Annotated in this window: 20 protein-coding genes; 11 read left to right on the top strand and 9 right to left on the bottom strand. The window is 70.9% G+C overall.

Features of this window, described 5'->3' with window-relative positions; genetic code table 11:
- The first annotated feature begins 73 nt into the window (after positions 1-73).
- A complete protein-coding gene (locus ACIBJC_RS17695) occupies positions 74-1,156 on the top strand; it encodes a glycoside hydrolase family 6 protein (RefSeq protein ID WP_399292965.1) in 1,083 nt (360 codons plus the stop codon).
- 32 nt (positions 1,157-1,188) lie between these two features.
- On the opposite strand, the gene ACIBJC_RS17690 is transcribed toward ACIBJC_RS17695, so the two are convergent.
- Complete coding sequence (locus tag ACIBJC_RS17690) at positions 1,189-1,524, bottom strand: EthD domain-containing protein (RefSeq protein WP_399292963.1); 336 nt, start codon at positions 1,522-1,524, stop codon at positions 1,189-1,191.
- A 144-nt stretch (positions 1,525-1,668) separates the two neighbouring features.
- Here ACIBJC_RS17690 and ACIBJC_RS17685 point away from each other — a divergent pair, with 144 nt between their 5' ends.
- Both ACIBJC_RS17685 and ACIBJC_RS17680 read left to right on the top strand, forming a co-directional pair.
- On the top strand, positions 1,669-2,076 hold the full coding sequence (locus ACIBJC_RS17685) for a MerR family transcriptional regulator (RefSeq protein WP_399292961.1): 408 nt from the start codon (positions 1,669-1,671) through the stop codon (positions 2,074-2,076).
- A gap of 356 nt (positions 2,077-2,432) precedes the next feature.
- Positions 2,433-5,177, top strand: a complete 2,745-nt coding sequence (locus ACIBJC_RS17680) for a hypothetical protein (protein ID WP_399292959.1) — start codon at positions 2,433-2,435, stop codon at positions 5,175-5,177.
- A gap of 115 nt (positions 5,178-5,292) precedes the next feature.
- Here ACIBJC_RS17680 and ACIBJC_RS17675 read toward each other — a convergent pair whose 3' ends face one another.
- The 4 genes from ACIBJC_RS17675 to ACIBJC_RS17660 all read right to left on the bottom strand — a co-directional run bounded on the left by ACIBJC_RS17675 (position 5,293) and on the right by ACIBJC_RS17660 (position 10,022).
- Positions 5,293-7,272, bottom strand: a complete 1,980-nt coding sequence (locus ACIBJC_RS17675; RefSeq protein WP_399292957.1) for a galactose oxidase-like domain-containing protein — start codon at positions 7,270-7,272, stop codon at positions 5,293-5,295.
- 3 nt (positions 7,273-7,275) lie between these two features.
- Entirely contained in the window at positions 7,276-9,093 is a 1,818-nt protein-coding gene (locus tag ACIBJC_RS17670) for a glycosyltransferase family 2 protein (protein WP_399293209.1), read from the bottom strand.
- Positions 9,094-9,387: 294 nt separating this feature from the next.
- A complete protein-coding gene (locus ACIBJC_RS17665; RefSeq protein WP_384992994.1) occupies positions 9,388-9,681 on the bottom strand; it encodes an MTH1187 family thiamine-binding protein in 294 nt (97 codons plus the stop codon).
- The gene (locus ACIBJC_RS17660) at positions 9,678-10,022 is read right to left on the bottom strand and encodes a DUF3817 domain-containing protein (RefSeq protein WP_329829525.1); all 345 of its coding nucleotides are present in this window, start codon (positions 10,020-10,022) and stop codon (positions 9,678-9,680) included. The genes ACIBJC_RS17665 and ACIBJC_RS17660 overlap by 4 nt, the downstream gene beginning before the upstream one ends.
- A 224-nt stretch (positions 10,023-10,246) precedes the next feature.
- Here ACIBJC_RS17660 and ACIBJC_RS17655 point away from each other — a divergent pair, with 224 nt between their 5' ends.
- The 4 genes from ACIBJC_RS17655 to ACIBJC_RS17640 all read left to right on the top strand — a co-directional run bounded on the left by ACIBJC_RS17655 (position 10,247) and on the right by ACIBJC_RS17640 (position 12,927).
- Entirely contained in the window at positions 10,247-10,885 is a 639-nt protein-coding gene (locus ACIBJC_RS17655) for an AIM24 family protein (RefSeq protein ID WP_399292954.1), read from the top strand.
- Positions 10,885-11,535 carry an AIM24 family protein gene (locus ACIBJC_RS17650; protein WP_399292952.1) on the top strand — a complete coding sequence of 217 codons (651 nt, stop codon included), beginning with the start codon at positions 10,885-10,887 and terminating at the stop codon, positions 11,533-11,535. Before ACIBJC_RS17655 ends, ACIBJC_RS17650 begins: the two co-directional genes overlap by 1 nt.
- An 11-nt stretch (positions 11,536-11,546) precedes the next feature.
- The gene (locus tag ACIBJC_RS17645; protein ID WP_399292950.1) at positions 11,547-12,302 is read left to right on the top strand and encodes an AIM24 family protein; all 756 of its coding nucleotides are present in this window, start codon (positions 11,547-11,549) and stop codon (positions 12,300-12,302) included.
- Positions 12,303-12,450: 148 nt separating this feature from the next.
- Positions 12,451-12,927, top strand: a complete 477-nt coding sequence (locus ACIBJC_RS17640) for a MarR family winged helix-turn-helix transcriptional regulator (RefSeq protein ID WP_399292948.1) — start codon at positions 12,451-12,453, stop codon at positions 12,925-12,927.
- A 90-nt stretch (positions 12,928-13,017) separates the two neighbouring features.
- Here ACIBJC_RS17640 and ACIBJC_RS17635 read toward each other — a convergent pair whose 3' ends face one another.
- Together ACIBJC_RS17635 and ACIBJC_RS17630 are read right to left on the bottom strand one after the other, a co-directional pair.
- Complete coding sequence (locus tag ACIBJC_RS17635) at positions 13,018-14,523, bottom strand: ATP-binding protein (protein ID WP_399292946.1); 1,506 nt, start codon at positions 14,521-14,523, stop codon at positions 13,018-13,020.
- Complete coding sequence (locus ACIBJC_RS17630) at positions 14,520-15,182, bottom strand: response regulator transcription factor (RefSeq protein ID WP_384993011.1); 663 nt, start codon at positions 15,180-15,182, stop codon at positions 14,520-14,522. Before ACIBJC_RS17630 ends, ACIBJC_RS17635 begins: the two co-directional genes overlap by 4 nt.
- 116 nt (positions 15,183-15,298) lie before the next feature.
- Here ACIBJC_RS17630 and ACIBJC_RS17625 point away from each other — a divergent pair, with 116 nt between their 5' ends.
- Positions 15,299-16,033, top strand: a complete 735-nt coding sequence (locus ACIBJC_RS17625) for a PepSY domain-containing protein (RefSeq protein WP_399292943.1) — start codon at positions 15,299-15,301, stop codon at positions 16,031-16,033.
- A gap of 107 nt (positions 16,034-16,140) precedes the next feature.
- Here ACIBJC_RS17625 and meaB read toward each other — a convergent pair whose 3' ends face one another.
- Positions 16,141-17,109, bottom strand: coding sequence for a methylmalonyl Co-A mutase-associated GTPase MeaB (gene meaB / locus ACIBJC_RS17620; protein ID WP_399292941.1), 969 nt, complete (start codon positions 17,107-17,109; stop codon positions 16,141-16,143).
- Positions 17,110-17,161: 52 nt separating this feature from the next.
- The gene (locus ACIBJC_RS17615; protein WP_399292939.1) at positions 17,162-18,364 is read right to left on the bottom strand and encodes an acetyl-CoA C-acetyltransferase; all 1,203 of its coding nucleotides are present in this window, start codon (positions 18,362-18,364) and stop codon (positions 17,162-17,164) included.
- Between the two features lie 247 nt (positions 18,365-18,611).
- Between ACIBJC_RS17615 and mce the strand changes: the two genes are divergently transcribed.
- From mce to ACIBJC_RS17600, 3 genes are all read left to right on the top strand, one after another.
- Positions 18,612-19,040 carry a methylmalonyl-CoA epimerase gene (gene mce, locus ACIBJC_RS17610; RefSeq protein WP_399292937.1) on the top strand — a complete coding sequence of 143 codons (429 nt, stop codon included), beginning with the start codon at positions 18,612-18,614 and terminating at the stop codon, positions 19,038-19,040.
- Between the two features lie 159 nt (positions 19,041-19,199).
- Positions 19,200-22,922, top strand: coding sequence for a polarized growth protein Scy (gene scy, locus ACIBJC_RS17605; protein WP_399292935.1), 3,723 nt, complete (start codon positions 19,200-19,202; stop codon positions 22,920-22,922).
- A 386-nt stretch (positions 22,923-23,308) separates the two neighbouring features.
- Positions 23,309-24,247 carry a cellulose-binding protein gene (locus tag ACIBJC_RS17600; RefSeq protein WP_399292933.1) on the top strand — a complete coding sequence of 313 codons (939 nt, stop codon included), beginning with the start codon at positions 23,309-23,311 and terminating at the stop codon, positions 24,245-24,247.
- Positions 24,248-24,300 lie beyond the last annotated feature (53 nt).

Here is a 24,300-nt window from a genome sequence, read left to right as displayed (position 1 = left end):
TAACGATATGCCGGTCTTGCCATTCCCAACGTCGCCCAGTCCGTCGCGCCCAGTCGACTTCCGAGGGGGCTGGATGTCCGGCCGCAGACCACACCCGTCATCGCCGTCGCCGTCGCCGTCGCACGGCAGGCGCGCCACATCGACGGCCGTCGTCGCGGTCCTGCTCGGGCTCGCCGCGGCGGTGAGCTGCGCCCCGTCCGGGCCCGGGGGCGACGCGCCCGCCGCTCCCCGCGCGCGGACGACCCCGGCGGTCCAGGGCGAGGCGGCCCCGTCTGCGGCGTCGCCGTTCTGGATCGACCCGGACAGTGACGCGGTCCAGCAGGTCAAGGAGTGGGAGAAGCAGGGGCGTTCGGACGACGCGAAGCTCCTCAAGCGGATCGCGGACCGCGCGGTCGCCGTCTGGCCGGCCGGCGACAACCCCGAGCCGCAGGTCCGCCGGGCGGTACGGGGCGCGACCGCCGACAAGCGGACCGCGGTCTTCGTCGCGTACAACATCCCGCACCGCGACTGCGGGCTCTACTCGGCGGGCGGCGCCCCCGACGGGCAGTCCTACCGCGACTGGATCGACACCTTCGCGAGCGCGATCGGCGATGCCAAGGCCGTCGTCGTCCTGGAGCCGGACGCGGTCCCGCACCTCGCGGACGGCTGTACCCCCGCCGAGCACCACACCGAGCGGTACGAGCTCCTCTCCCACGCGGTCGGCCGTCTGAAGCGGCAGCCGCACACCCGCGTGTACGTGGACGCCGGCAACCCGGACTGGATCTCCGACCCGGCCAAGATCGCGGGCGCGCTCCAGCGGGCGGGCGTCGGCGCGGCGGACGGCTTCTCGCTCAACGTGTCCAACTTCCAGACGAACGACACGGTCAAGACGTACGGCACCCAGCTCGCCGGCCTGCTCGGCGAGACCCACTTCACGATGGACACCAGCAGAAACGGCGGAGGCCCGCTCCCCGGCGACCGCGACGAGGCCTGGTGCAACCCCCCGGGCCGCGCCCTGGGCACCCCGCCGACCACGAACACCGGCAACGAACTGGTCGACGCGTTCCTCTGGATCAAACGCCCCGGCGAATCGGACGGCCCCTGCCGCGGCGGCCCGGCGGCGGGCACCTGGTGGCCGGAGTACGCACTGGGCCTGGCGCGCCGGGCGAAGGGCTGAGCGGGGCGCGCGGACAGCGCGCGCCCGAGGAGTCAGACCACGACAGTCTCCTCGGTGACCATGACCGCTACCGAATTCATGTCGATGAACCGGCCCTCGTCCGGGTTCACCAATTCCTTGTAGTTGTCGGACGCGAAAAAGGCGTCGTGGTCCCCCCAGCTTGCGAACCAGATTTCCGTGAGGCCGTCGTAGGCGGGACGCGGATACCCTTCGGCGGGCACCGGGTGGGAGACGGTGTACTTCTTCACGTACTGCCGCGCCTCCGGGATGGACGTGAACAACGGCGCATGGCGGTTCCGGTGATGCTCGACGAATTCCTCGAAGCTCATCCCGTCGATACGGTTGATCATGAAAGCGAACTTGATCACAGTCTTCTCCCTTTCGCGCTCCGGACATCGGTGAGCCGGCGGCCGGATGCTCCGACGCCAGGTCGCCGGTCATGGGGTTAACCTAAACGCTCACATCGATGTCAAGGGCAAGTCATGGTGGCCCGTCGCACACGAGGGGTTGAGATGCGGATTGGCGAACTGTCCACCAGGACGGGAGCAAGCCGTCGGTCGCTGCGCTACTACGAGCAGCAGGGGCTGCTGGTCAGCACAAGGTCCCCGAGCGGCCAGCGGTACTACGACGAGGATCACGTCCAGCGGGTGGCACTGATCCAGGTGTTCCTGGCCGCCGGAATGTCCAGCAGGGCCATCGCCCAGATGGTTCCCTGCATGACGGAGCCCGACGCGGACAAAGCCCGGAAAGCCCTGACCGCGATGGATCAGGAGCGAACCCGCCTTTCCTGCACCATCGACAACCTCACCAACGCCAGAGAATCGCTTGATCAGCTCATCGACGTGAACCGGAACTTTCTGGCAAACGGAGGCCCTACTACTCCATCCGCGGACCGTGGTCCGAGAGAGGCGCGTCGGTGAGGGACGGCCGTTGTTCCAGCCACGCCCCGTCGGCCCTGATGACTCTCCCGCGCCGTTCGTTTGTCCGCCGTCCATCGTGGGGGCGATCAACACCACTCGGACCACCTGGTGGTTCTACGAGTAACGGGGCGCACGCCCCGACCTGACGACCGCACGCGGCCTGAGCGACAGGATCACGCCACGCGCTCCACGGCCCGGGGGCCGCCCGGGATGACGTCAGGACCACCCCTACGGGTGGAGGTTGTGTGCAGTGCGTCCCCTTCCACGTTCCGTGAGCGGTAACGTGTCGAATTCCTCTGCTGGGGCATCGTTACACCAGTCGAGCGTCATTCGAACACGGTTTCAACGGGGAGATCATGACACCCGTATTCGAGAACGCCAACAAGGTCTTCGAGCTGCTGGCCACCCTGGTGCGCAGGCCGAGAAAAGGTGAGTTACCCGCGGAACTCGCGGACCGTAACGGAATTCCCGTGGTCTGTCTGGTCGGTGACGATCTGGCGGAGCTGACCCACGGCATCAAGGCTTCGCTCGGTGAGGCCACGCCGCACCGGATCCCGCACGAGTTCATCTCCATGTCCGCGATTCGGGACGAAGTCGCTCAGGAATCGGACCCTTTGCCCGCCGAATGGCAGCCGGTCGAGGTGTACCGGCGGGCGCTGGTGGCGCTCGCGCAGGAGTTCTCCTCGGTACGGAACGGGCGCGACGAGCGGGTACGGTTCCGGCGGTTCGGGCTGGTCAACTGGCTGCTGGAGTCGGATTACCCGGCCCGGGAGCCGGATCCACAGCAGGACCGGGAACTGCTGCGCAGGCTGCGTGAGCGGGAGTTCCAGCGCCGGCGGCTGTTCGGTGTGCTGCGGAGTCCGGACACCGAGGTCTCGATGCAGGGAAGCGTTCCCTGGTGGGTTCTGGTCCTCGGACTTCATCTCTTTCCGCTCGCCTGGTTCCGGGCCTGGCGCGGAGTGGGGGCCGAGTACCGGTGGCTCGTGCGGCAGCCGTACATGGCGCCTCGCGACCCGGGGACATTCGCCGGGTTCGCCATGCGGCTGACGCGGCCCCGGCGGGGGCGGGAAAACCCCGAGCAGGTCGGCAAGTTGATGATCAACGCCTTTCTGGAAGACCTCCGGGTGGCATACCGGCGCCGATTCCGGCGGCGCAGGGCGGCGCGCCGTACCGCCTATTGCGTGGCGTTCCTGACGGACGTGAACGACACCAACCACGGCACGGCACTGATCCGGTCGCTGGTGGACGTACGCAACGAGACCGGGGTTTTCGATCCGCTGGCCGTCTTCTGCACCGGAACGGGGCTCGGGGGCGAACTCCTCGGCCACGAACTGCGCGGGCAGGGGCCGCTGTCGGAGGATCTGTACGGGATCTGGCGCCACCACTTCGAGGCCGCGGGGCGGAGCCGTTCGGCCGGGGTCTGGTATCTGCCGGTCGACGTGCCCGCGCCGCTGGCCCCGGACGCGCCCACGTACCAGCAGCAGAAGAACCGGGTCGAACTGGTCAGACAGCTCACGGTGGACCCGCCGCCGGGGTGGGCGCGGCGCAGGGTGACGGCGCTGGCGGGGGTGGTCGCGGTGGCGCTGCTCGCGGGCGGGTTCGCCCAGGCCTTCGACCCCGGGCCCGCGCTGAAGTGGCGGGAGCTGCACTGCGGGCTGAGCCGGTCGGACCCCGACGCGGCGACGCTGGAGCGCCGCTCGACCGGGGAGTGCGTCGGGGTCGCGCCGAACGGCTACGCCTTCGGCTCCAAGGACCCGGCGCTCAAGGAGACGCTGAGCACGATCGCCCGCCAGAACCGCGAGGCCGACAAGATCCACCGGGCGTTCGGGGAGCGGCCGGTGGTGACGCTGGTCCATCTCTCCGCGCTGCTCAGCAGCTCCGGGCAGCCGCCGAGCTCACTCACGTACGTACGGGAGGCACTACAGGGCGCGGCGAGCGCGCAGCGGCGTCAACTGGACAAGCGGGGGGCCACCGATCCGGTGCTGCGGATCTTTCCGGCGAGTGCCGGCTCCGGGATGCGGTTCGGCGCCGACGTGGCCCGCACGGTGGAGCGGATGATGCGGAGCGACCCGTCCATCGTCGGTGTCACCGGGCTCGACCAGAGCCGTACGGCCACCATCAGGACGATAGAGGAACTGACCCGGATCGGCCTGCCGATGGTGGCGACGTCGCTGTCGGCGGACACCCTCGACGACCACTCGCCCATGTACTACCAGGTGTCGCCGCAGAACCGGCGCCAGGCGACGGTCGCCGCGGCGTACGCGGCGCACCTGGCCGCGGAGAAGAGCATTCCCCAGCGCAGCGTACGGATCGTCTACTCGGCGGATCGGACCGACGAGTACAGCGAGAACCTGCGGGCCGACGCGGCGACGAGCTTCGACTCCATCGGCTTCACGGTCGAGCAGCAGGGGTACAAGCCGTCACCCGCGTCGTCCACGCCCTCCGGGTATCCGGGGCCGCGGACCGTGGGCGAGCAGTTGTGCGGGTACGACGGGCTGGTGTTCTTCACCGGACGGCCGGAGGATTTCGAGACGCTGCTGGCGGGGGTGAACGCGGCGTGCGGTTCGAGCCCGCCGGTCCTGCTCGGGGGTGACGACGTGGCGCGGATGGCGGCGGACCCGGTCCGGCGTACCGCGTACCCCAAAGTGCCCTTCGAGTTCCTGGACTTCACCCTGGGCTCCACGTCCTGCACGGCCAAGAGCGATCTTTACAGCACCCTGCGGAAGCTGTTCCCCACGGAGTGCGAGCAGTTGGCGAACACGTCGCTGGACGGCCATGCCTCGCTGGCCTTCGACGCGGTCAACCTGTACCTCAAGGCGGTGGGGCAGCTCCAGGACGCGGCGTCGCGGCTGCCGCTCTCCTCGCTGACCGTGTGGCACTCGCTCAGCAGCATCCACGGGACGGCGGCGCTGGACGGGGAGAGCGGGCGGATCGACTTCGGCGGGGTGGTGGACCGTCAGATTCCGCTCGACAAAATCATATCGGTGCAGCGGGTCGACGGGGTGAAGCGTCCCGCGCAGGTCGGGTTCTGCGGGCGGTGGGGGACGCTGAGCCAGAGCGCGTGGTGTCCACCGCCGGAGAAGCGTGGAGGGACTGAGTAGACCTGGGTGTGTGAAGCAGGAAAGCCACGGGATGCGCGTACGCGGGGTTGCCGCAGAGGGGCGCGTACGCGAGGGCCCTGCTCCCCGCGTACGCGCACCCCACCGCCTGCGGTCGCTACTCGACCTGGATCCACTTCGCCTCGGAAGGGATGCCCGCCGCGTCCGTGACGAACAGCATGTACCAGCCGGGCGGTACCAGGGCGCGGTCCTTCGGGACCTCCACGGTCAGCGAGCCCTTGCCCTTCTCCATCGTGAGGTCGACCGAGCGCTGCTCGACGTCCGTCGTGTGGGTGACCGCGCTCGGGCGCATCAGCCGCGCCTTGGCGATGGCCTCGGGGTGGTCCGTACGGAACGTGGCCCGGCCGTTCGCGCCGGCCCGCTGCGGGCCCGCGCCCAGCTTCGGGCGCATCTCCTGGGCCTTGTCGCCCTGGAGGTACGGCGGGGTGTAGATCTCCACACGCTGCTCGAACGTGCCGAGCTTGGTGTTGTCCGCGTCGTCGAAGAGCGGGTCGGAGCCGAAGGTCACCACGCGGCCGTCCGGCAGCAGCAGCGCCTCCGAGTGGTAGTTGCGACCCACGGTCGGGTCGGCGGCGCGGCGGAAGGTGTTGGACTTCGGGTCGTAGAACTGCGCCTTCAGGATGTCGCTGGCGCTGCGGCCCCGGTAGTCCGAGGAACCGCCGGTGGTGAACACCGAGTCGTCCGGCAGCAGCACACTGCTCAGGTACCGGGTGCCCTGCGGCAGCTTCGGGCCCTCCTGGAAGGCCGGGTTGTCCGCCTTCAGGTCGACGACGGCCGTACGGGCGGTGGCCTTGGAGGACTCGCCGACCCCGCCGCCGCCCAGCAGCATCACCCGCTGGTCCTGTACGGGCGGCAGCATCAGGGAGGCGGAGGTCTCGGTCTGGTCGAGGTCGGTGAGCCCGCCGATCCCGGTGAACGTGTTGGTCCTCACGTCCCACAGCCCCGGCTCGCGGCCCTTGTCGGCGGGGCCGTACCCGGCGTTGGAGCCGGAGTAGAAGAGCTTGCCGCCCTTGGTGAGGAAGAGCGCGGGGTAGGTCGGGAAGTAGCGGGTGGGGCCCTTGGACCACTTCTTGGTCTTCGGGTCGTACAGCTCGTTGTCCCCGGTGAGTACGGCGCCCACGTCGTCCAGACCGGAGACGGCGAGCACCTTGCCGTCCTCCAGGGTGACGAGCGTGGGGTACCAGCGGGCCTCCTTCATCGGGTCGACGGGGATGTACTTCTCGGCCCTGGGGTCGAACTCGTACGCGGCCTTGATGCCCTGGAAGTCCTGCTTCTCCGTGGTGATCTTCTGGGCGAGGCCGTAGAGGTCGTCGGCGTCCTTGCCCTTGAGGCCGAGGATCTCGTACTGCGCCGCCTGCGTCGTCAGCGCCTGCGGGCCCGTCTGCGCCGCCTCCACGAAGACGCGCGCCTCGCCGGCCGTGACCTTGGTCCTCCAGGGCAGCATCCGGCCGCTGGACGCGTACGAGACCTTGAACTCGCGCTTCGCCTTGGGGACGGTGACATCGAACCTGCTGAGGTACTCGACGCCCGACGGGGAGCGGAAGCGCGTCCCCTTCTTGAAGGTGTGCGCCTTGTTCGGGTTCTCGTTCTTGACCCGCATCCCGCCGCCCGCGCGATCGATCTTGCCGTCGAGCACCTCGTAGCGCGCCGTGCCGCCCGCGACCAGCAGCCGGCCGTCGGGGAGCTGGGAGTGGCCCGAGCAGAAGAAGTCCTCGGGGGTGGGGATCTTCTTGAACGAGTCGTCGGCCGGGTTCCACAGGATGGTGTCGAAGGAGCCCTTGTCGAACTTCTTCTGGTTGTTGCCGGAGCCCGCGATGATCAGCACCTTGCCGCTGTGCAGCAGGGCCGCGTGGATCGCGTTCGTACGGTACTCCTCGGGCACGGCGAGGGTGCTCCAGGAGCCGAACTGCCGCTTGTAGCCGGGCTGGGCGATCTTGTACGCGTGGTACTTCTCCTGGGCGAAGGAGACGGCGGCGGGGGCGTTGAGGCCCACGAGCACCACCACCGCTCCCCCGCCCATCAGCGTCTTCCTGAGCTTGTTCGACGGCCGGCGTCGGGGCCGGTACTGCTCGGGCATCGGTCAGTTCCCTCCGGTCGACGTCGACACGGGCCTCGCGCGGTCCACCAGCGACTCGGGTGGTCCCACGGGTTTGGGCGGTGCCACCGGCTTCGGCGGGAACGCCGGCCTGGGCGGGATCGCGGGCTGCGTCGCGGCCCGCGGCTCGGGGGCGGCGGGGGCGAGTGCCGGGGCGGGGGCGAGTGCCGCCCTCCGTTCGGCGCGCTCCTGGCTGAGCGTCCAGCCCCAGACCGCGACCGGGGCCAGCGCGATCGCGAGGGCCAGGGCGGCCCAGGTGCGCATCGCCGCATGGGAGTGGCCGAGGAACACGGACGCGATGAGCGAGCTGATCAGTACGGCGGCCCAGTAGAGGTGCACCCGGAACGTCAGCAGCCGGTCGGGGCTGGCCTCCCCGCCCTTGGGGGTGACGACGAAGCGGCCACGGGTGCGCAGCACCGCCGAACACAGGGACTTGAGGTAGATCGGCGCGGAGAGCGCGGACATCGCCATCCCCGCGAGTCCGCCGGAGCCCTCGGGTTCGTGCGGTGAGACGTTGTGGCGCCGGTTCCAGAGGTAGAGCCCTATCTGGAGGGCGGCGGCGTCGCTGTAGAGCATCAGCAGGATCGAGGACGAGACCTGGGTGCCGGAGGCGCCGAGCCACAGGAACAGGACGCAGCTCAGGATGCCCAGGAACCAGTTGACCGCGGTCATCGGGTAGTAGACGAGCATCATCGTGTAGCTGAAGAGCCGCCCGGGCGGCACCCGGAAGGGCGCCTTCCAGTACTGCTTGAAGAGGGTCTCGTACGTGCCCCTGGACCAGCGGAGCTGCTGGGTGAAGAAGTCCGTCCAGGAGGCGGGCCCCTCGCCGACGGCCAGCACGTCGGGGGTGTAGACGGACCGCCAGAACCGGCCGGTGAGCGGGTTTTTGCGGCGGTGCAGTTCGAAGCCGGTGGCCATGTCCTCGGTGATCGAGTCGTACAGCCCGCCGACCTGCTTGAGCGCGGTGATCCGTACGACGTTGTTGGTGCCGACGAACATGGGCGCGCGGTAGCGGTTGCCGGCCCGCTGGATCAGCGCGTGGAAGAGGAACTGCTGGGACTCGGCGGCCTTGGTGACCGGCGAGGTGTAGTTGCCGTACACCTGGGGGCCGACGACGAAGGCGACGTCCGGGTCGCGGAAGTAACCGAGCATCCGCTCCAGGAAGTTGGGGAGCGGTATGTGGTCGGTGTCGACGGAGGCGAAGAAGTCGTAGTCGTCGCCGTGCATCGCGACCCAGGCGTTGTAGTTGCCGTGCTTCGTCCTGGCCTTGTGGACACCGCGCGGACGGTTCCACTCGGGCACCCCGCGGCGGGTGAAGTGGCGTACGCCCAGCTCAGCGCAGAGCGCGCGGGCGGCGGGGCTGTCGCCCTCGTCGAGCAGCCAGATGTCGAGCGGGCCGCTGTGGCGCAGGCGCCCGGCGCCTTCCAGCGTGTCCCGCACCATGGCGAGGGGTTCCTTGCCGGGGACGTACGTGGTGAGGAACGCGACCCGGGTGCCCGTCTCGGCGGGTACCGGTACGGGGTCCTGGGCGACCATCGTGGCGTGGGCCACGGAGACCACGTTGACCAGCATGAAGAAGGCTATGAGCCCGATCGAGCCGAGCATCACGTGGTCGAAGACGATGAGCCAGCGGTCGCCGCCCTCGCGCTCGGTGCGGTGGCTGGGCCAGACCAGGTAGACGAGCAGGGTCCCGGAGAGGAGGGGCGCCAGGGCCATCAGCGCGACGGCACGTATTCGGCGGGGTTCCCGCGAGAGCAGACTCCGGTACCGCACCCGGTAGGCGACCGTCCGGTCCGGCTCCATGAGGGGGCCGGCCAGGCAGCTGTGGATGTCGTAGTCGTACTCGAAGCTCTCCGGGCGCACGGTGCCACCAGCTTTCTCACGAGGTCGATGCCCCCACAAAAAGGGACATTTACCGGCGTGTCGACTGGAGGGGTCCGTGCGAGGGGCTTTACCTTCGAGGGTTCGCCCGTACGGAGGCCCCGGACCGAAGCCCGTACGGAGGCGGCCCCGGACCGAGGCGGGGACCCGCACCACGATCGTGCGGATCCCCTGGGGCTTGCGTTCGATCAGGCCGTTCGGATCAGGCCGTTCGGATCAGGCGGAGAGGTGGCGTTCCACCGTCTCGACCTTCGAGGTCAGGCCGTCGGTGACGCCGGGCCTGATGTCGGCCTTGAGGACGAGCGAGACGCGCCCGGCGCGGGCCTCCACGGCGGCGACGGCGCGCTTGACCACGTCCATCACCTCGTCCCACTCCCCCTCGATCGAGGTGAACATGGCGTCCGTACGGTTCGGCAGTCCGGAGTCGCGGACGACGCGGACGGCGTCGGCGACGTACTCGCCGACATCCTCCCCGACGCCGAGGGGCGACACGGAGAAGGCGACGATCACGCGCTCACCGTGCCTTCGCGGCGGGCGCGGGAGGCGATGACCTCGTCGTCGGCGGCGCGCTTGAGCTTGCGCTCGGCGAAGAAGCCGCCGGCGGGCAGGACGGAGAGCACGAAGTAGAGGGCGGCCGTGCCGAAGGACCACTTGGTGCGGTTCCAGGCGTCCAGCCAGAAGAGCACGTACAGGACGAAGAGCAGACCGTGGACGGCGCCCATCACGGGGACCGCGTTGAACTCCGTCGTCCGCTTGAGGACCGAGCAGACGAGGAGCAGGAGGAAGGACACGGCCTCCGGGGCGGAGACCAGGCGGAGGCGGTGGAGGGAGGAGGCGGTCTTGATGTCCACGGGGCAGGCACCTTCGTCATCGGGGGCAGCGTGAGGGCAGGTCGACACGCGGCTTCACGCACGCGATCTTGTGAAAGCGCGCACAAGCGCTTCCTCATTGTGGCAGGACCATTTGACCCGACCGTTATCAGGGTCCGGGTCCGGGCCCGCGTCCGGGAAGAGTCGGGGCCGTGTCGGGGCCGTGGCCCCTGTTCCGGGTCGGCGGCGCCGGATACCTTCGATCCGTGGCTCAGTTCCGACTGCAAGGCAGCAAGGTGCTCGCCGTCGACCTGACCGGCGACGCCGTCAAAGCGAAGAACGGCTCGATGGTCGCGTACGACGGGCGGATGACCTTCAAGAAGATGACCGGGGGCGGTGACGGACTGCGCGGGATGGTGACGCGCCGTCTCACCGGCGAGCAGATGACCGTGATGGAGGTGAAGGGCCAGGGCACGTGTTACTTCGCCGACCGGGCGAGCGAGATCAACCTCGTCTCCCTCCATGGCGACAAGCTCTATGTCGAGTCGAGCAATCTGCTCTGCACGGACGCCGGGCTGCGTACGGGCACGGCCTTCACCGGGCTGCGGGGCGGCGCGACCGGAAATGGCTTGTTCACGACCACGGTCGAGGGCACGGGGCAGGCGGCGGTCATGTCGGACGGCGAGGCGGTGGTCCTCCGGGTGGCGCCGCAGTACCCGCTGTACGTCGACCCCGGCGCGTACATCGCGCATCAGGGCAACCTCCAGCAGAAGTTCCAGTCCGGGGTGAACTTCAGAACGTTCATGGGCGAGGGGTCGGGCGAGTCCTTCCAGATCCGCTTCGAGGGCGACGGTCTGGTCTATGTGCAGCCGAGCGAGCGGAACACGATCGGGGGCGATGTCTGATGCCGTTCCGCGAGATCAACTCACGGATGGTCGAGGCGACGGTGGCGCCCGGCCAGAAGCTGTTCAGCCAGCGCGGCGCGATGCTCGCGTACCGGGGCGAGGTCAGCTTCACGCCGAACGTCCAGGGCGGCCAGGGCGGGCTGATGTCGATGATCGGCCGGCGGGTGGCCAACGAGGCGACGCCCCTGATGACGGTCGAGGGCAGCGGCACGGTCATGTTCGGGCACGGCGGCCACCACATCCAGGTGATCAATCTGGCGGGCGACACCCTGTACGTGGAGGCGGACCGGCTGCTCGCCTTCGACGGCACCCTCCAGCAGGGCACGATGTTCATGGGCTCGCAGGGCGGTGTGATGGGCATGGTGCGCGGCCAGGTGACCGGCCAGGGGCTGTTCACGACCACGCTCAAGGGCCACGGCGCGGTCGCGGTGATGGCGCACGGCGGGGTGATCGAGGTGCCGATCACCCCGGGGCGGGACGTCCATGTGGACCCGCAGGCGTATGTCGCCCACCACGGCGACGTACGGAACAAGCTCTCCACGGCGCTCGGCTGGCGCGACATGGTGGGGCGCGGCTCGGGTGAGGCGTTCCAGTTGGAGCTGAGCGGCAGCGGCGTGGTGTTCGTCCAGGCGTCGGAGGAGAAGCTGTGAGCGGAGGAGTCATGAGCGCGCCGGTGATCCACGATCCGGTGACGCTGCCGAGCGACGACAACGTCAACGCGTACACCTTCTGTGTGGAGTTGAAGGGGAGCCGGTGGTTCCTCCAGAAGGGCAAGATGATCGCCTACTACGGGCAGATCAACTTCGACGGGATCGGCCACGGCCGCTTCGAGGGGCTGGTGCGCAGCAGCTTCCACTCGCCGCTGCACGCGGCGGACTGGGTGGTCGCGGAGGGCAGCGGCAAGATGCTGCTCGCCGACCGCGCCTTCGACGTCAACTCCTTCGACCTGGAGGAGGGCAATCTGACGATCCGGTCGGGGAATCTGCTGGCGTACCAGCCCTCGCTGGCGCTGAAGCAGTCGATCGTGCCGGGCTTTCTGACCCTGATCGGGACCGGGAAGTTCGTCGCGGCGTCCAACGGTCCTGTGGTCTTCATGGAGCCGCCGCTGCGGGTGGACCCACAGGCGCTGGTCGGCTGGGCCGACTGCCCCTCGCCCTGCCACCATTACGATCATGGCTATATGTCCGGTGTGCTCGGCGGTCTCCGGTCGCTGACGGGGATCGGGGGCGTCTCGGGCGAGGAGCACCAATTCGAGTTCGTCGGCGCCGGTACGGTGCTGCTGCAGTCGACGGAGACGCTGATGGCCGAGCAGCCGACGGGCGCGGCGGCCCCGGAGGCGGGGGTGCCGGCAGGCGGAGGCGGTCCGTCCTCCGGACAGGGAGGACTTGGCGATCTCCAGCGCCGCTTCGGGCTGTGAGCGGTAGTCTGCGGAGTGTGACGTCGAACGCGTGCGCCTTTCCCGTGGCGTGTCCGCTTCCCTGTGGCGCGTCCGCGTGCCGGGCGTCACACGTATCACCTCTCCCATATTTCGTCCAGAATTCAACTTCTTAGGTAGAATCGATTACATGGAGACCGAGACGGCCACCCGCTGGCTGAGCGATGCGGAGCAGTGCGCCTGGCGCACCCACCTGGATGTCAGCAAGCTGCTGACGCACCAGTTGGAGAAGGACCTCCAGCCGTTCGGGCTGACCATGAACGACTACGAGATCCTGGTCAATCTGTCGGAGTCGGCGGAGCGGCGCATGCGGATGAGTGATCTCGCCGCCATGACGCTCCAGTCCAAGAGCCGGCTCTCGCACCAGATCACCCGCATGGAAACCGCGGGCCTGGTGCGCAGGGAGAACTGCGAGTCCGACCGGCGCGGGCTCTTCGCGGTCCTGACCGACCAGGGCATGGAGACGATGCAGCGGGTCGCCCCGCACCATGTCGAGTCCGTACGGCGGCACTTCATCGATCTGCTCTCGCCCGAGGCGCTGGCGGAGCTGCGGGCGTCGCTGACCCCGGTCGCCGAGCAGCTCCGCGGACGGCGCGGCAAGATCTGAGCCGGGCGGGGCCCGCACGCCCCGCACGCCGGACCCTGAGCGCCGGGTCCTGAGCGCCGGGCTTACGAGCCAGGCCCCGCACGCCGGGCTCTACGCGCCCGCCTCGCCGTCGCCGGTCGCCGCGGGCAGCCGCAGTTCGAACAGGGCGCCGCCGGACGGCGCCCCGCCGACCGTGAGCGTGCCGCCGTGGCGCTCCGCCACATCGCGCGCGATGGCCAGCCCGAGACCGGCCCCGCCGTCGTCACGGCTGCGGGCGTCGTCGAGCCGTACGAACCGCTCGAAGATCCGCTCGCGCTCCGCCTCCGGTACCCCGGCCCCGTCGTCGGCGACCGCGAGCACCACCCAGGCGCCCACCCTCCGTACCGACGCCTCGACCGAACCGGCCGCGTGCCGCTGCGCGTTGTCGAGGAGGTTGCCGAGCACCCGGGCGAGCTGACCGCGCGAACCGTCCACGTCGAACCCCTCCCGGGCGCGCACCGCGACCGGGATACGGTCCGTGGCCCGCTGCGAGACCTCCTCGCGGACCAGCGCGCCCAGATCGGTCCTGGTGCGCCCCGGCCGCTCCCCCGCGTCCAGCCGCGCCAGCAGCAGCAGGTCCCCGGCGAGCTGCTGGAGCCGTACGGTGTCGGCGACCGCGCCCGGCACGTCCAGCAGCCCCGGGTGGGCGTGGCCCACTTCGAGCTGGGTGCGCAACGAGGCGATCGGGCTGCGCAGTTCGTGCGAGGCGTCCGCGACGAAGCGGCGCTGCCGTTCGACGGCGGCCTCCAGCGCGGTCAGCGTCTCGTTGGTGGTCCTGGCCAGCCTGGCCACCTCGTCGTGCGTGGCTGGCTCCGGCACCCGCCGGGACAGGTCCTCGGAGGCGGTGATGGCCGCCATCTCGCTCCGGATGCCCTCCACCGGCCGGAGCGCGCGCCGCGTGACGAGCCAGGTCACTCCCCCGACGATCAGCAGCAGGACCGGCAGGCCCAGCAGCATCGCGGCGGCGGTCGTGTTGACCGCGCTCTGCCGGTCGGCGAGGCTCGCGCCCGCATGGACGAGGACGGTCCTGCCGGTGCGGTCGGTGGCCTCCACGGTCGCGAAGCGGTACTCCCCCGCCCGGCCGTCGACCGTCGCGCTCCCGTCGCTGTACGCGGTGGTGTCGTCGATCTCCCCGACGGCCGGGTCGTCGTCCCCGTCCTTCCCACCGTCGTCATCGCCGTCGTCGTCATCGTCGCCGGAGGTGCCCGTGCCGGAGGTGGCTGTCGGCCGCGGTGCCGCCGTCCGCGCCGTGTCGACCGTGGCCACACCGGAGCCGCTGATCCGCTCCAGGCCCTCGCTGAGGGCGAGCAGCCGCCCGTCCTCGTCGGTCACCTGCACCGGATGGTCCTCGGCGTCCGGCAGCTCCAGCTTCGCGTACGGGATCCGGTCGGGGGCCTGCGCGGCGATCTCCAGGGCCACCTCGCGCGCCGCCCGGTCCGCCTCGCGGTCCGCCTGTCCGGTGAGGTTCACGCGCAGCGAGAGCAGGACCGCGATCCCGGCGGCCACCAGCGCCACCGCGACGACCGCCGTCGCGCCGAGCGACGCCTTGGCCCGTACGGACGAGAAGCGCCCCCTCACAGCGCGACCAGCCGGTAGCCGGCGCCGCGCACCGTCTGGATGGACGCGGCGCCGATCTTGCGGCGCAGCGCGCTGACGTACACCTCGATGATGTTGGGGTCGCCCTCATAGGCGAAGTCCCAGACGTGCTCCAGGATCTCCGGCTTGCCGACGACCTGCCCGGCCCGTACCGCCAACTGTTCCAGTACGGCGAACTCCTTGGCCGTGAGCGCCACTTCCGTACCGTCGCGGAAGACGCGCCGCGCGGCGGTGTCGACGGTGAGCCCGCCGATGCGCAGCACGGGCGAGGCGCCGGCCGAACCGCGGCGGCGCAGCAGGGCCTTCACCCGGGCGACGAGGACGACGTACGAGAACGGCTTGGTCAGATAGTCGTCGGCGCCCGTGTCGAGCCCCTCCGCCTCGTCGTACTCGCCGTCCTTCGCGGTGAGCATCAGGATCGGTACGTCATGGCCGGCGGCGCGCAGTGCGGCGCAGACCCGGTAGCCGTTCATGCCGGGCAGCATGATGTCGAGGACGACCAGGTCGTACACCCCCTCACCGGCACGGTGGAGCCCTTCGAGGCCGTCGTGGACGACATCGACGGCGAACCCCTCGGCGGTCAGACCCTTGGCGAGCGACACCGCGAGCCGCTTCTCGTCCTCCACGATCAACAGGCGCATGCGCACAGCTTCGCAAACGGAACCTGAAGATCACTTCAGGTGACTTCAGCCTGGCTTCAGCTTCGGTACGGCACATTGAAGGCGTTCGACACGGACCGACTCGGGAGGCCCTCCTCATGAAGCGCAACTTCGTCATCGCAGCGATCACCGCGGCGGCCCTGATCGGCGGCGGCACCTACACGGCCGCGGCCGCGCTGAGCAGCGACCACGGGCAGGACGGCACGGACGCGGCGCCGGTGGTGCCGGTCGTCACCGCGACGCCCACGGCCTCGGACGGCGCCTCGGACGACAACGGTGGCGACCGGGACGACCGGGACGGCCGGGACGACGACGCGGGCGACGACACCACCGTCGCGCCGGCCCCGCCGCGGACGACCGACCCGACGCCGAGCGCGCCCCGGGGCAACCTCTCGGCGGCCCAGGCCGTCGCGGCGGCGCTCGCGGCGCACCCGGGGGCGGTGTCGTCGGTCGAGCGGGACGACGACGGTGCCGCCGCCGACCGCTGGGAGATCGATCTGCTCGGCAAGGACAACCGCTGGGTGGAGCTGCGGGTCGACGCGGCGAGCGGCGCGGTCCGGGTGGTCCCGGACGACGACGGTGCGGACGACGACGCCGATGACCGCGCGGCCCTGCGCGCCGCCACGGTCGACGTCCGGCGGGCGATGTCCGCCGCCCTCGCCTCCGTACCCGGAACGGTGACCTCCGCCGAGCTGGACGACGACCGGGGCGGGCCCTGGGAGGTCGACGTACGCGGCAAGGACGGCCGTACGCACGAGCTGAACGTCCACGCGAAGACCGCCACGGTGACGGTGGACCGCGACGACGACAGCGACGACGGTGACGACGACTGACGGCGGCAGGCAACGGCCGACAGCGGCCGACGCGCTGACGCGCTGAGACGCTGACGCGCTGACAACACGAGCCGGACGGGCCGGGAATGGCGGCCCGTCCGGCGGACTCAGACGGCGGACGGGCCGGTCGTGATCCCCGCGACCAGCTCGTCCGCCGCCGTGTACGGGTCCAGCTCCCCCGCCACGATGCGCTCGGCCAGCGCGTCCAGACGGCGGTCGCCGTGCAGGTTCCCGATGCGCCTGCGCAGGGTCGTGACGGCGATGGTCTCCACCTCGTGGGCCGCGCGGGCGGCCCGGCGCTCGGCGAGGACGCCGTGCTCCTCCATCCAGGCGCGGTGCTTCTCCAGCGCCTGGACCAGCTCGTCGGTGCCCTCGCCCCGCGCGGCGACGGTCTTCACGATCGGCGGGCGCCAGTCGCCGGGCCCCCGGGACTCGCCGAGGCCGAGCATGTGGTTCAGCTCGCGGGCCGTGGCGTCGGCGCCGTCCCGGTCCGCCTTGTTGACCACGTACACGTCACCGATCTCCAGGATGCCCGCCTTGGCCGCCTGGATGCCGTCGCCCATGCCGGGCGCCAGCAGCACCACCGAGGTGTCGGCCTGGGAGGCGATCTCGACCTCCGACTGGCCGACCCCGACGGTCTCCACGATGATCACGTCGCACCCCGCCGCGTCCAGCACCCGGATCGCCTGCGGGGCCGCCCAGGCCAGGCCGCCGAGATGGCCGCGGGTCGCCATCGAGCGGATGTAGACGCCCGGGTCGGAGGCGTGCTCGGACATCCGGACCCGGTCGCCGAGGAGCGCGCCGCCGGAGAACGGGGACGAGGGGTCGACCGCCAGTACGGCGACCCGCCGGCCCGCCCGGCGGTACGCGGAGACCAGCGCGGAGGTCGAGGTCGACTTGCCGACACCGGGCGATCCGGTCAGGCCGACGACGTACGCGTTGCCCGCGAGCGGGGCCAGCGCCGCCATCACCTCGCGGAGCTGCGGGGACGCCCCCTCGACCAGGGAGATCAGCCGGGCCACGGCCCGCGGCCGGCCCTCACGTGCCTGAGCCACCAGCCCGGGGACGTCCTGCATCACAGCTCCGTTCCTGTCGCTCTCCCGCACGTCATATATGGCTGATTTCCTGTCACTGCCCGGGCACGCGGACGATCAGCGCGTCGCCCTGGCCGCCGCCCCCGCAGAGCGCCGCCGCGCCGGTCCCGCCGCCGCGCCGCTTCAGCTCCAGCGCGAGATGGAGCACGAGCCGGGCGCCGGACATCCCGATCGGGTGGCCGAGAGCGATCGCACCCCCGTTCACGTTCACCTTTTCCGGGGACACCCCGAGGTCCTTCATCGACTGCACGGCGACCGCCGCGAACGCCTCGTTGATCTCGATGAGGTCCAGCTCCTCGATGTCGAGGCCGTCCTTCTCCAGGGCGTGCAGAATCGCGTTCGAGGGCTGGGACTGGAGGGAGTTGTCCGGGCCCGCCACGTTGCCGTGCGCGCCGATCTCGGCCAGCCACTCCAGGCCCAGTTCCTCGGCCTTCGCCCTGCTCATGACGACGACCGCCGCCGCGCCGTCGGAGATCTGCGAGGAGGTGCCCGCCGTGATCGTGCCGTCCCCGGCGAACGCGGGGCGCAGCCGGGCCAGCGACTCCACGGTGGTCTCGGGGCGGATCCCCTCGTCCTCCGAGAAGACCACGGGCTCGCCCTTGCGCTGCGGGATCTCCACGGGGGTGATCTCCTCCTCGAAGATCCCGTTCTTCCGGGCGGCGGCGGCCCGCTGGTGGGAGAGCGCGCCGAACTCGTCCTGCGGAGCGCGGGCGATTCCGAGGCGGGCGTTGTGCTTCTCCGTGGAGGCGCCCATGGCGATGGACTCGAAGGAGTCGGTCAGCCCGTCGTACGCCATGGAGTCCAGCATCTCGATCGCACCGTACTTGTGGCCCTCGCGGGACTTGGGCAGCAGGTGTGGGGCGTTCGTCATCGATTCCTGGCCACCGGCGACGACGATGTCGAACTCGCCCGCGCGGATGAGCTGGTCCGCCAGGGCGATGGCGTCGAGCCCGGAGAGACAGACCTTGTTGACGGTGAGGGCGGGCACGTTCATCGGGATGCCGCCCTTGACGGCGGCCTGGCGCGCCGGGATCTGGCCCGCCCCGGCCTGGAGCACCTGACCCATGATCACGTACTGCACCTGTTCGCCGCCGATACCGGCCCGCTCCAGGGCGGCCTTGATGGCGAAGCCGCCCAGGTCGGCGCCGGAGAAGGTCTTGAGCGAGCCGAGGAGCCGCCCCATGGGGGTACGGGCGCCGGCGACGATCACGGAGGTGGTGGTGTTCGTTCCAGACATGGGACGCGATCCCCTTTGTGTGCGACTGCGTGCGGCTGAGTGCGGCATGAGGAGTGGGCAGTGGTGGAGTGGACGGTGCGGAAGCGGACGGTGCGGAAGCGGACAGTGGTGGAGTGGACAGTGGTGGACAGTCGTGTGAACGACGGTTCACTTCAAATGTACTGAGCGGTACGGCTCCGGGTCACCCGGCGGCACGTGTGACGGCGCGCACGTTGCGTAATCACCTCCCTACCGCTGCACTGTCAGCATGCTGACGAGAATCGACCACATCGGAATCGCCTGTTTCGACCTCGATACGACCGTCGAGTTCTACCGGGCCACCTACGGCTTCGAGGTGTTCCACACCGAGGTCAACGAGGAGCAGGGCGTCCGCGAGGCCATGCTCAAGATCAACGAGACGTCCGACGGCGGGGCCTCGTACCTCCAGCTCCTCGAACCCGTCCGGGAGGATTCGGCCGTCGGCAAGTGGCTGGCCAAGAACGGGGAGGGCGTCCATCACATCGCGTTCGGGACCGCGGACGTGGACGGGGACGCCCAGGCCGTGCGGGACAAGGGTGTACGGGTCCTCTACGACGAGCCGCGCACCGGCTCGATGGGGTCGCGCATCACGTTCCTCCACCCCAAGGACTGCCACGGCGTTCTCACAGAACTGGTCACCTCCCGCCCGGAGCACTGACCTTAAGGATTCCCGGCCCGGTAGAGTGGCGCTTCCGGGCCGGGGCCGGGCCGGGGCCGCGCCCCTGTCATCGATCTGTCACCATTCCCCCGGGGGTCCGTTCGCCGAGAACGGTGCCCAATAGGGCAGTTGCGACCAGGGGACGGATGGGACCGCGCAGTGCGGGGCTACGAAAGCCAGCAGAGCCACCGAGCTGAGGACGACCACCTCTCGCGGTTCGAAGCCGAGATGGACCGGCTGAAGACCGCGCGGGAGAAGGCCGTCCAGCACGCCGAGGACCTCGGGTACCAGGTCGAGGTGTTGCGCGCCAAGCTCCACGAGGCACGGCGCGCTCTGGCGACCCGTCCTTCTTCCTCGTACGACAGCGGCGACCTCGGTTACCAGGCCGAACAGCATCTGCGGAACGCCCAGATGCAGGCCGAGCAGATGCGCCAGGACGCCGAGCGCGAGCTGCGCGACGCGCGCGCCCAGACGCAGCGCATCCTCCAGGAGCACGCCGAGCACCAGGCACGCCTCCAGGCGGAGCTTCACACGGAGGCCGTCCAGCGCCGCCAGCGGCTCGACCAGGAGCTGGCGGAGCGCCGGCAGACCGTCGAGTCCCACGTCAACGAGAACGTCGCCTGGGCCGAACAGCTCCGTGCCCGTACGGAGGCCCAGGCCAGGCGGCTGATGGACGAGTCGCGCGCCGAGGCGGAGCAGGCGCTCGCCGCCGCCCGCGCGGAGGCCGCCCGGGTCGCCGACGAGGCGCGGCGCCGGCTGGGCTCCGAGACCGAGTCGGCCAGGTCCGAGGCCGAGGCACTGCTGCTGCGGGCCCGCAGGGACGCCGAGCGGATGATGAACGCCGCCTCGTCGCAGGCCCAGGAGGCCACCAGCCACGCCGAGCAGCTCCGTACCTCCACCACCGCCGAGGCCGACCAGACCCGTCAGCAGGCCACCGAGCTGAGCCGCGCCGCCGAGCAGCGGATGCACTCCGCCGAGGAGCGGATGCGGGAGGCCAGGGCCGAGGCCGAGAAGGTCGTCACGGAGGCGAAGGAGACCGCGGCCAAGCGGCTCGCCGGCGCCGAGTCGCAGAACGAACAGCGCACCCGTACGGCCAAGTCGGAGATCGCCCGGCTCGTCAACGAGGCGACCAAGGAGGCCGAGGCCACCAAGGCGGAGGCCGAGCAGGCCCTCGCCGACGCCCGCGCCGAGGGCGAGAAGCTGGTCGCGGAGGCCGCCGAGAAGGCCCGCGCGGTCGCCGCCGAGGACACCGCGGCCCAGCTCGCCAAGGCGGCCCGTACCGCCGAAGAGGTCCTGACGAAGGCGTCCGACGACGCCCAGGCCACCACCCGCTCGGCGAGCGAGGAGGCCGACCGGATCCGCCACGAGGCCGAGGCCGAGGCGGACCGGCTGCGCGGCGAGGCGGCCGAGCAGGCCGACCAGCTCAAGGGTGCCGCCAAGGACGACACGAAGGAGTACCGCGCCAAGACGGTCGAGCTCCAGGAGGAGGCGCGCCGGCTGCGCGGCGAGGCCGAGCAGCTCAGGTCCGAGGCGGTCGCGGAGGGCGAGCGGATCCGCGGCGAGGCCCGCAGGGAGGCCGTCCAGCAGATCGAGGAGGCGGCCAGGTCCGCCGAGGAACTGCTGACGAAGGCGAAGGCCGACGCCGACGAGCTGCGCAACAGCGCGACGACCGAGAGCGAGCGGGTACGTACCGAGGCCATCGAGCGCGCCACGACGCTGCGCCGGCAGGCCGAGGAGACCCTGGAGCGCACCCGCGCGGAGGCCGAGCGGCTGCGTGAGGAGGGCGAGGACCTCGCCGAGGTCATGCGGGTCGCCGCCGAGCAGGCGGCCACGGAGCTGCGCGAGGAGGCCGAGCGGGGCGTCGAGGCCCGCAAGGCCGAGGCGGCCGGTGAGCTGACCCGGCTGCACACGGAGGCGGAGGCGCGTTTCGCGTCCGCCGAGGAGGCGCTGACCGAGGCGCGCGCCGAGGGCGAGCGGATCCGCCGCGAGGCGGCCGAGGAGGCCGAGCGGCTGCGTACGGAGACCGCGGAGCGCAGCCGTACGCTCCAGGCGCAGGCCGAGGCGGAGGCGGAGCGGCTGCGCACGGAGGCGGCCCAGGACGCCTCGGAGTCCCGCGCGGAGGCGGAGAACGCGGCGGTACGGCTGCGTACGGACGCCGCCACCGAGGCGGAGCGGCTCAGGACCGAGGCGCAGGAGACCGCCGACCGGATCAGGGCGGAGGCCGGTGCCGCCGCCGAGCGGGTCGGCACGGAGGCCGCCGAGGCGCTGGCCGCCGCGCAGGAGGAGGCGACGCGCCGCCGCCGCGAGGCCGAGGAGACCCTGACGGGCGCCCGCGCCGAGGCGGAGCAGGAGCGCGAGCGCGCCCGCGAGCAGAGCGAGGAACTGCTCGCGTCGGCCCGTAAACGCGTCGAGGACGCGCAGACCGAGGCGCAACGGCTGGTCGGCGAGGCCGACTACCGCGCGACGGAGCTGGTGGCCGCCGCCGAGCAGACCGCCCAGCAGGTACGGGACGCGGTCGCCGGGCTGCACGACCAGGCCGAGCAGGAGATCCTGGCGCAGCGGGTCGCCGCCGAGCAGGCCGCGGACCGGCTCCAGGCGGAGACGCGCGAGGAGACGGAGCGCGTACGGGCCCAGGCGCACGCGGAGCGGGAGCGGGCCACCACGGACGCGAACCGGCTCCGTACCCGCGTCCAGGAGGAGTCGGAGGCCGCGCAGGCCCTCGCCGAACGCACCGTCAACGACGCGATCGGGGAGGCGGAGCGGCTGCGCTCCGACACCGCGGAGTACGCGCAGCGGGTACGGACGGAGGTGTCGGACGCGCAGGCGGTGGCGGAGCAGGACGCGTCGCGCACCCGTGCCGAGGCCCGCGAGGACGCCAACCGGATGCGGAGCGATGCCGCCGCGCAGGCCGACCGGCTCATCGGCGAGGCCGCGGGCGAGTCCGAGCGGATGCGTGCGGAGGCCGCGGAGACGGTGGGCTCCGCGCAGCAGGCGGCGGAGCGGATGCGGGCCGAGGCCGAGCAGCTCAAGCGGGAGAGCGAGGCCACGGCCGAGCGGGTCAGGACCGAGGCGCAGGAGGAGACGGACTGGCTGCTGGACGAGGCGCGCAAGGACGCGGCGAAGCGCCGCTCCGACGCCGCCGAGCAGGCGGACCAGCTCATCAACAAGGCCCAGGAGGAGGCGCTGCGCGCCGCCACCGAGGCCGAGGGGCAGGCCGACGCGCTGGTGGGCGCGGCCCGCAAGGAGGCGGCCCGGATCACCTCGGACGCGACGGTCGACGGGAACTCCCTCGTGGAACAGGCCCGTTCGGACGCGAACGAGCTGCTGGTGGGGGCGCGCCGGGACGCGACGGCGATCCGGGAGCGGGGCGAGGAGCTGCGTACCCGTGTCGAGAACGAGATCGAGCAGCTCCACGAGCGGGCGCGGCGCGAGACGTCCGAGCAGCTCAGGACGGCCGGCGAGCGCGTCGACAAGCTGATGAAGGCCGCCGACGAACAGCGCGCCGAGGCCGAGCAGAAGGCCAAGGAGCTGGTCGCGGACGCCAATTCGGAGGCGAGTTCGGTCCGGATCTCCGCGGTGCGCAAGGCGGAGGGGCTGCTCAAGGAGGCCGAGCAGAAGAAGGCGACCCTCGTCAGGGAGGCCGAGCAACTGCGCGCCGAGGCGGCCGCGGAGGCGAAACAGATGGTCGACGAGGGCAAACGCGAGCTGGACGTCCTGGTGCGCAGGCGCGAGGACATCCAGGCCGAGATCTCCCGTGTCCAGGACGTACTGGAGGCGTTGGAGTCGTTCGAGGCACCGCCAGGCGGCGCCAAGGACAATCCCGTCAAGGCGGGCGCAGTGGCCGGAACCACCCGTTCGAGTAGCAAGTCCTCCGACAGTTAGACCGTCCGCCAGTTGCACCGTCCGTCAGTTGCACCGTCCGTCAGTGAGACCTTCCGTCAGTTGCGGATGGGAGAAGGAACGGGGGGGTAGGTGCGTGGAGGTGCGAGGTGGCGGCCCGAGTCGACGCGCGGCGTCGGTGAGGGACGACAACGCCTCGGACGCGCATGCCCATCTCCGCGACGTCACCCCCCGGCTGACGCTCTGTCCGGGTGTCTCCGGCACCCGTCCGAGTGTCTCCGGAGCCCGTCCGGGTGTCCCCGGAGGGCGACTTGCCACTCAAAAGGCTGGACATTCTCCATATCAAAGCTGCATCGGCTCGATGACACGCCGCTTAGGCCCCTAGGATTCCCCCTATCACCTCACCGGTCTCATTCGACAGGAACCCCATGAGCGACACTTCCTCCCCATTCGGCTTCGAGCTCGTGCGGCGTGGTTACGACCGCGGTCAGGTGGACGACCGCATTACCAAACTCGTCGCCGACCGTGACAGTGCACTGGCCCGCATCACCGCTCTCGAAAAGCGCATCGAGGAACTGCACCTTGAGACGCAGAACGCCCAGGCCCAGGTAACCGACGCCGAGCCGTCGTACGCCGGCCTCGGTGCCCGCGTCGAGAAGATCCTCCGCCTCGCCGAGGAGGAGGCGAAGGACCTGCGCGAGGAGGCCCGTCGCGCGTCGGAGCAGCACCGTGAGCTCGCCGAGTCGGCGGCCCAGCAGGTGCGTAACGACGCCGAGGCGTTCGCCGTCGACCGCAAGGCGAAGGCCGAGGACGAGGGCGTCCGTATCGTCGACAAGGCGAAGGGCGACGCGGCGACGCTGCGTTCGGACGCGCAGAAGGACGCGCAGTCCAAGCGTGAGGAGGCCGACGCGCTCTTCGAGGAGACCCGTGCCAAGGCCGCCCAGGCCGCCACGGACTTCGAGACGAACCTCGCCAAGCGGCGTGAGCAGTCGGAGCGCGACCTGGCGTCCCGTCAGGCGAAGGCCGAGAAGCGCCTGGCGGAGATCGAGCACCGCGCCGAGCAGCTTCGCCTGGAGGCGGAGAAGCTGCGTACGGACGCGGAGCGCAGGGCCCGTCAGACCGTGGAGACGGCGCAGCGTCAGTCCGAGGACATCGTGGCGGACGCGAACGCCAAGGCCGACCGGATCCGCAGCGAATCGGAGCGCGAGCTGGCGGCGCTCACGAACCGCCGCGACTCGATCAACGCCCAGCTCACCAACGTCCGCGAGATGCTGGCGACGCTGACGGGTGCCGCGGTGGCCGCCGCCGGCTCCCCGGCGGACGACGAGCCGATCTCCCGCGGGGTCCCGGCGCAGCAGTCCCGCTGAGACCCTCGGCCCTACCCGGTCGATCGATCGGGTAACGATCGCGCAGCCCCCTG

It is taken from the genome of Streptomyces sp. NPDC050509, from assembly GCF_044457965.1.
Lineage (GTDB): Bacteria > Actinomycetota > Actinomycetes > Streptomycetales > Streptomycetaceae > Streptomyces.
The sequence above is the reverse complement of the archived record's forward strand: the minus strand, read 5'-3'. Positions and strand labels throughout refer to the sequence as shown.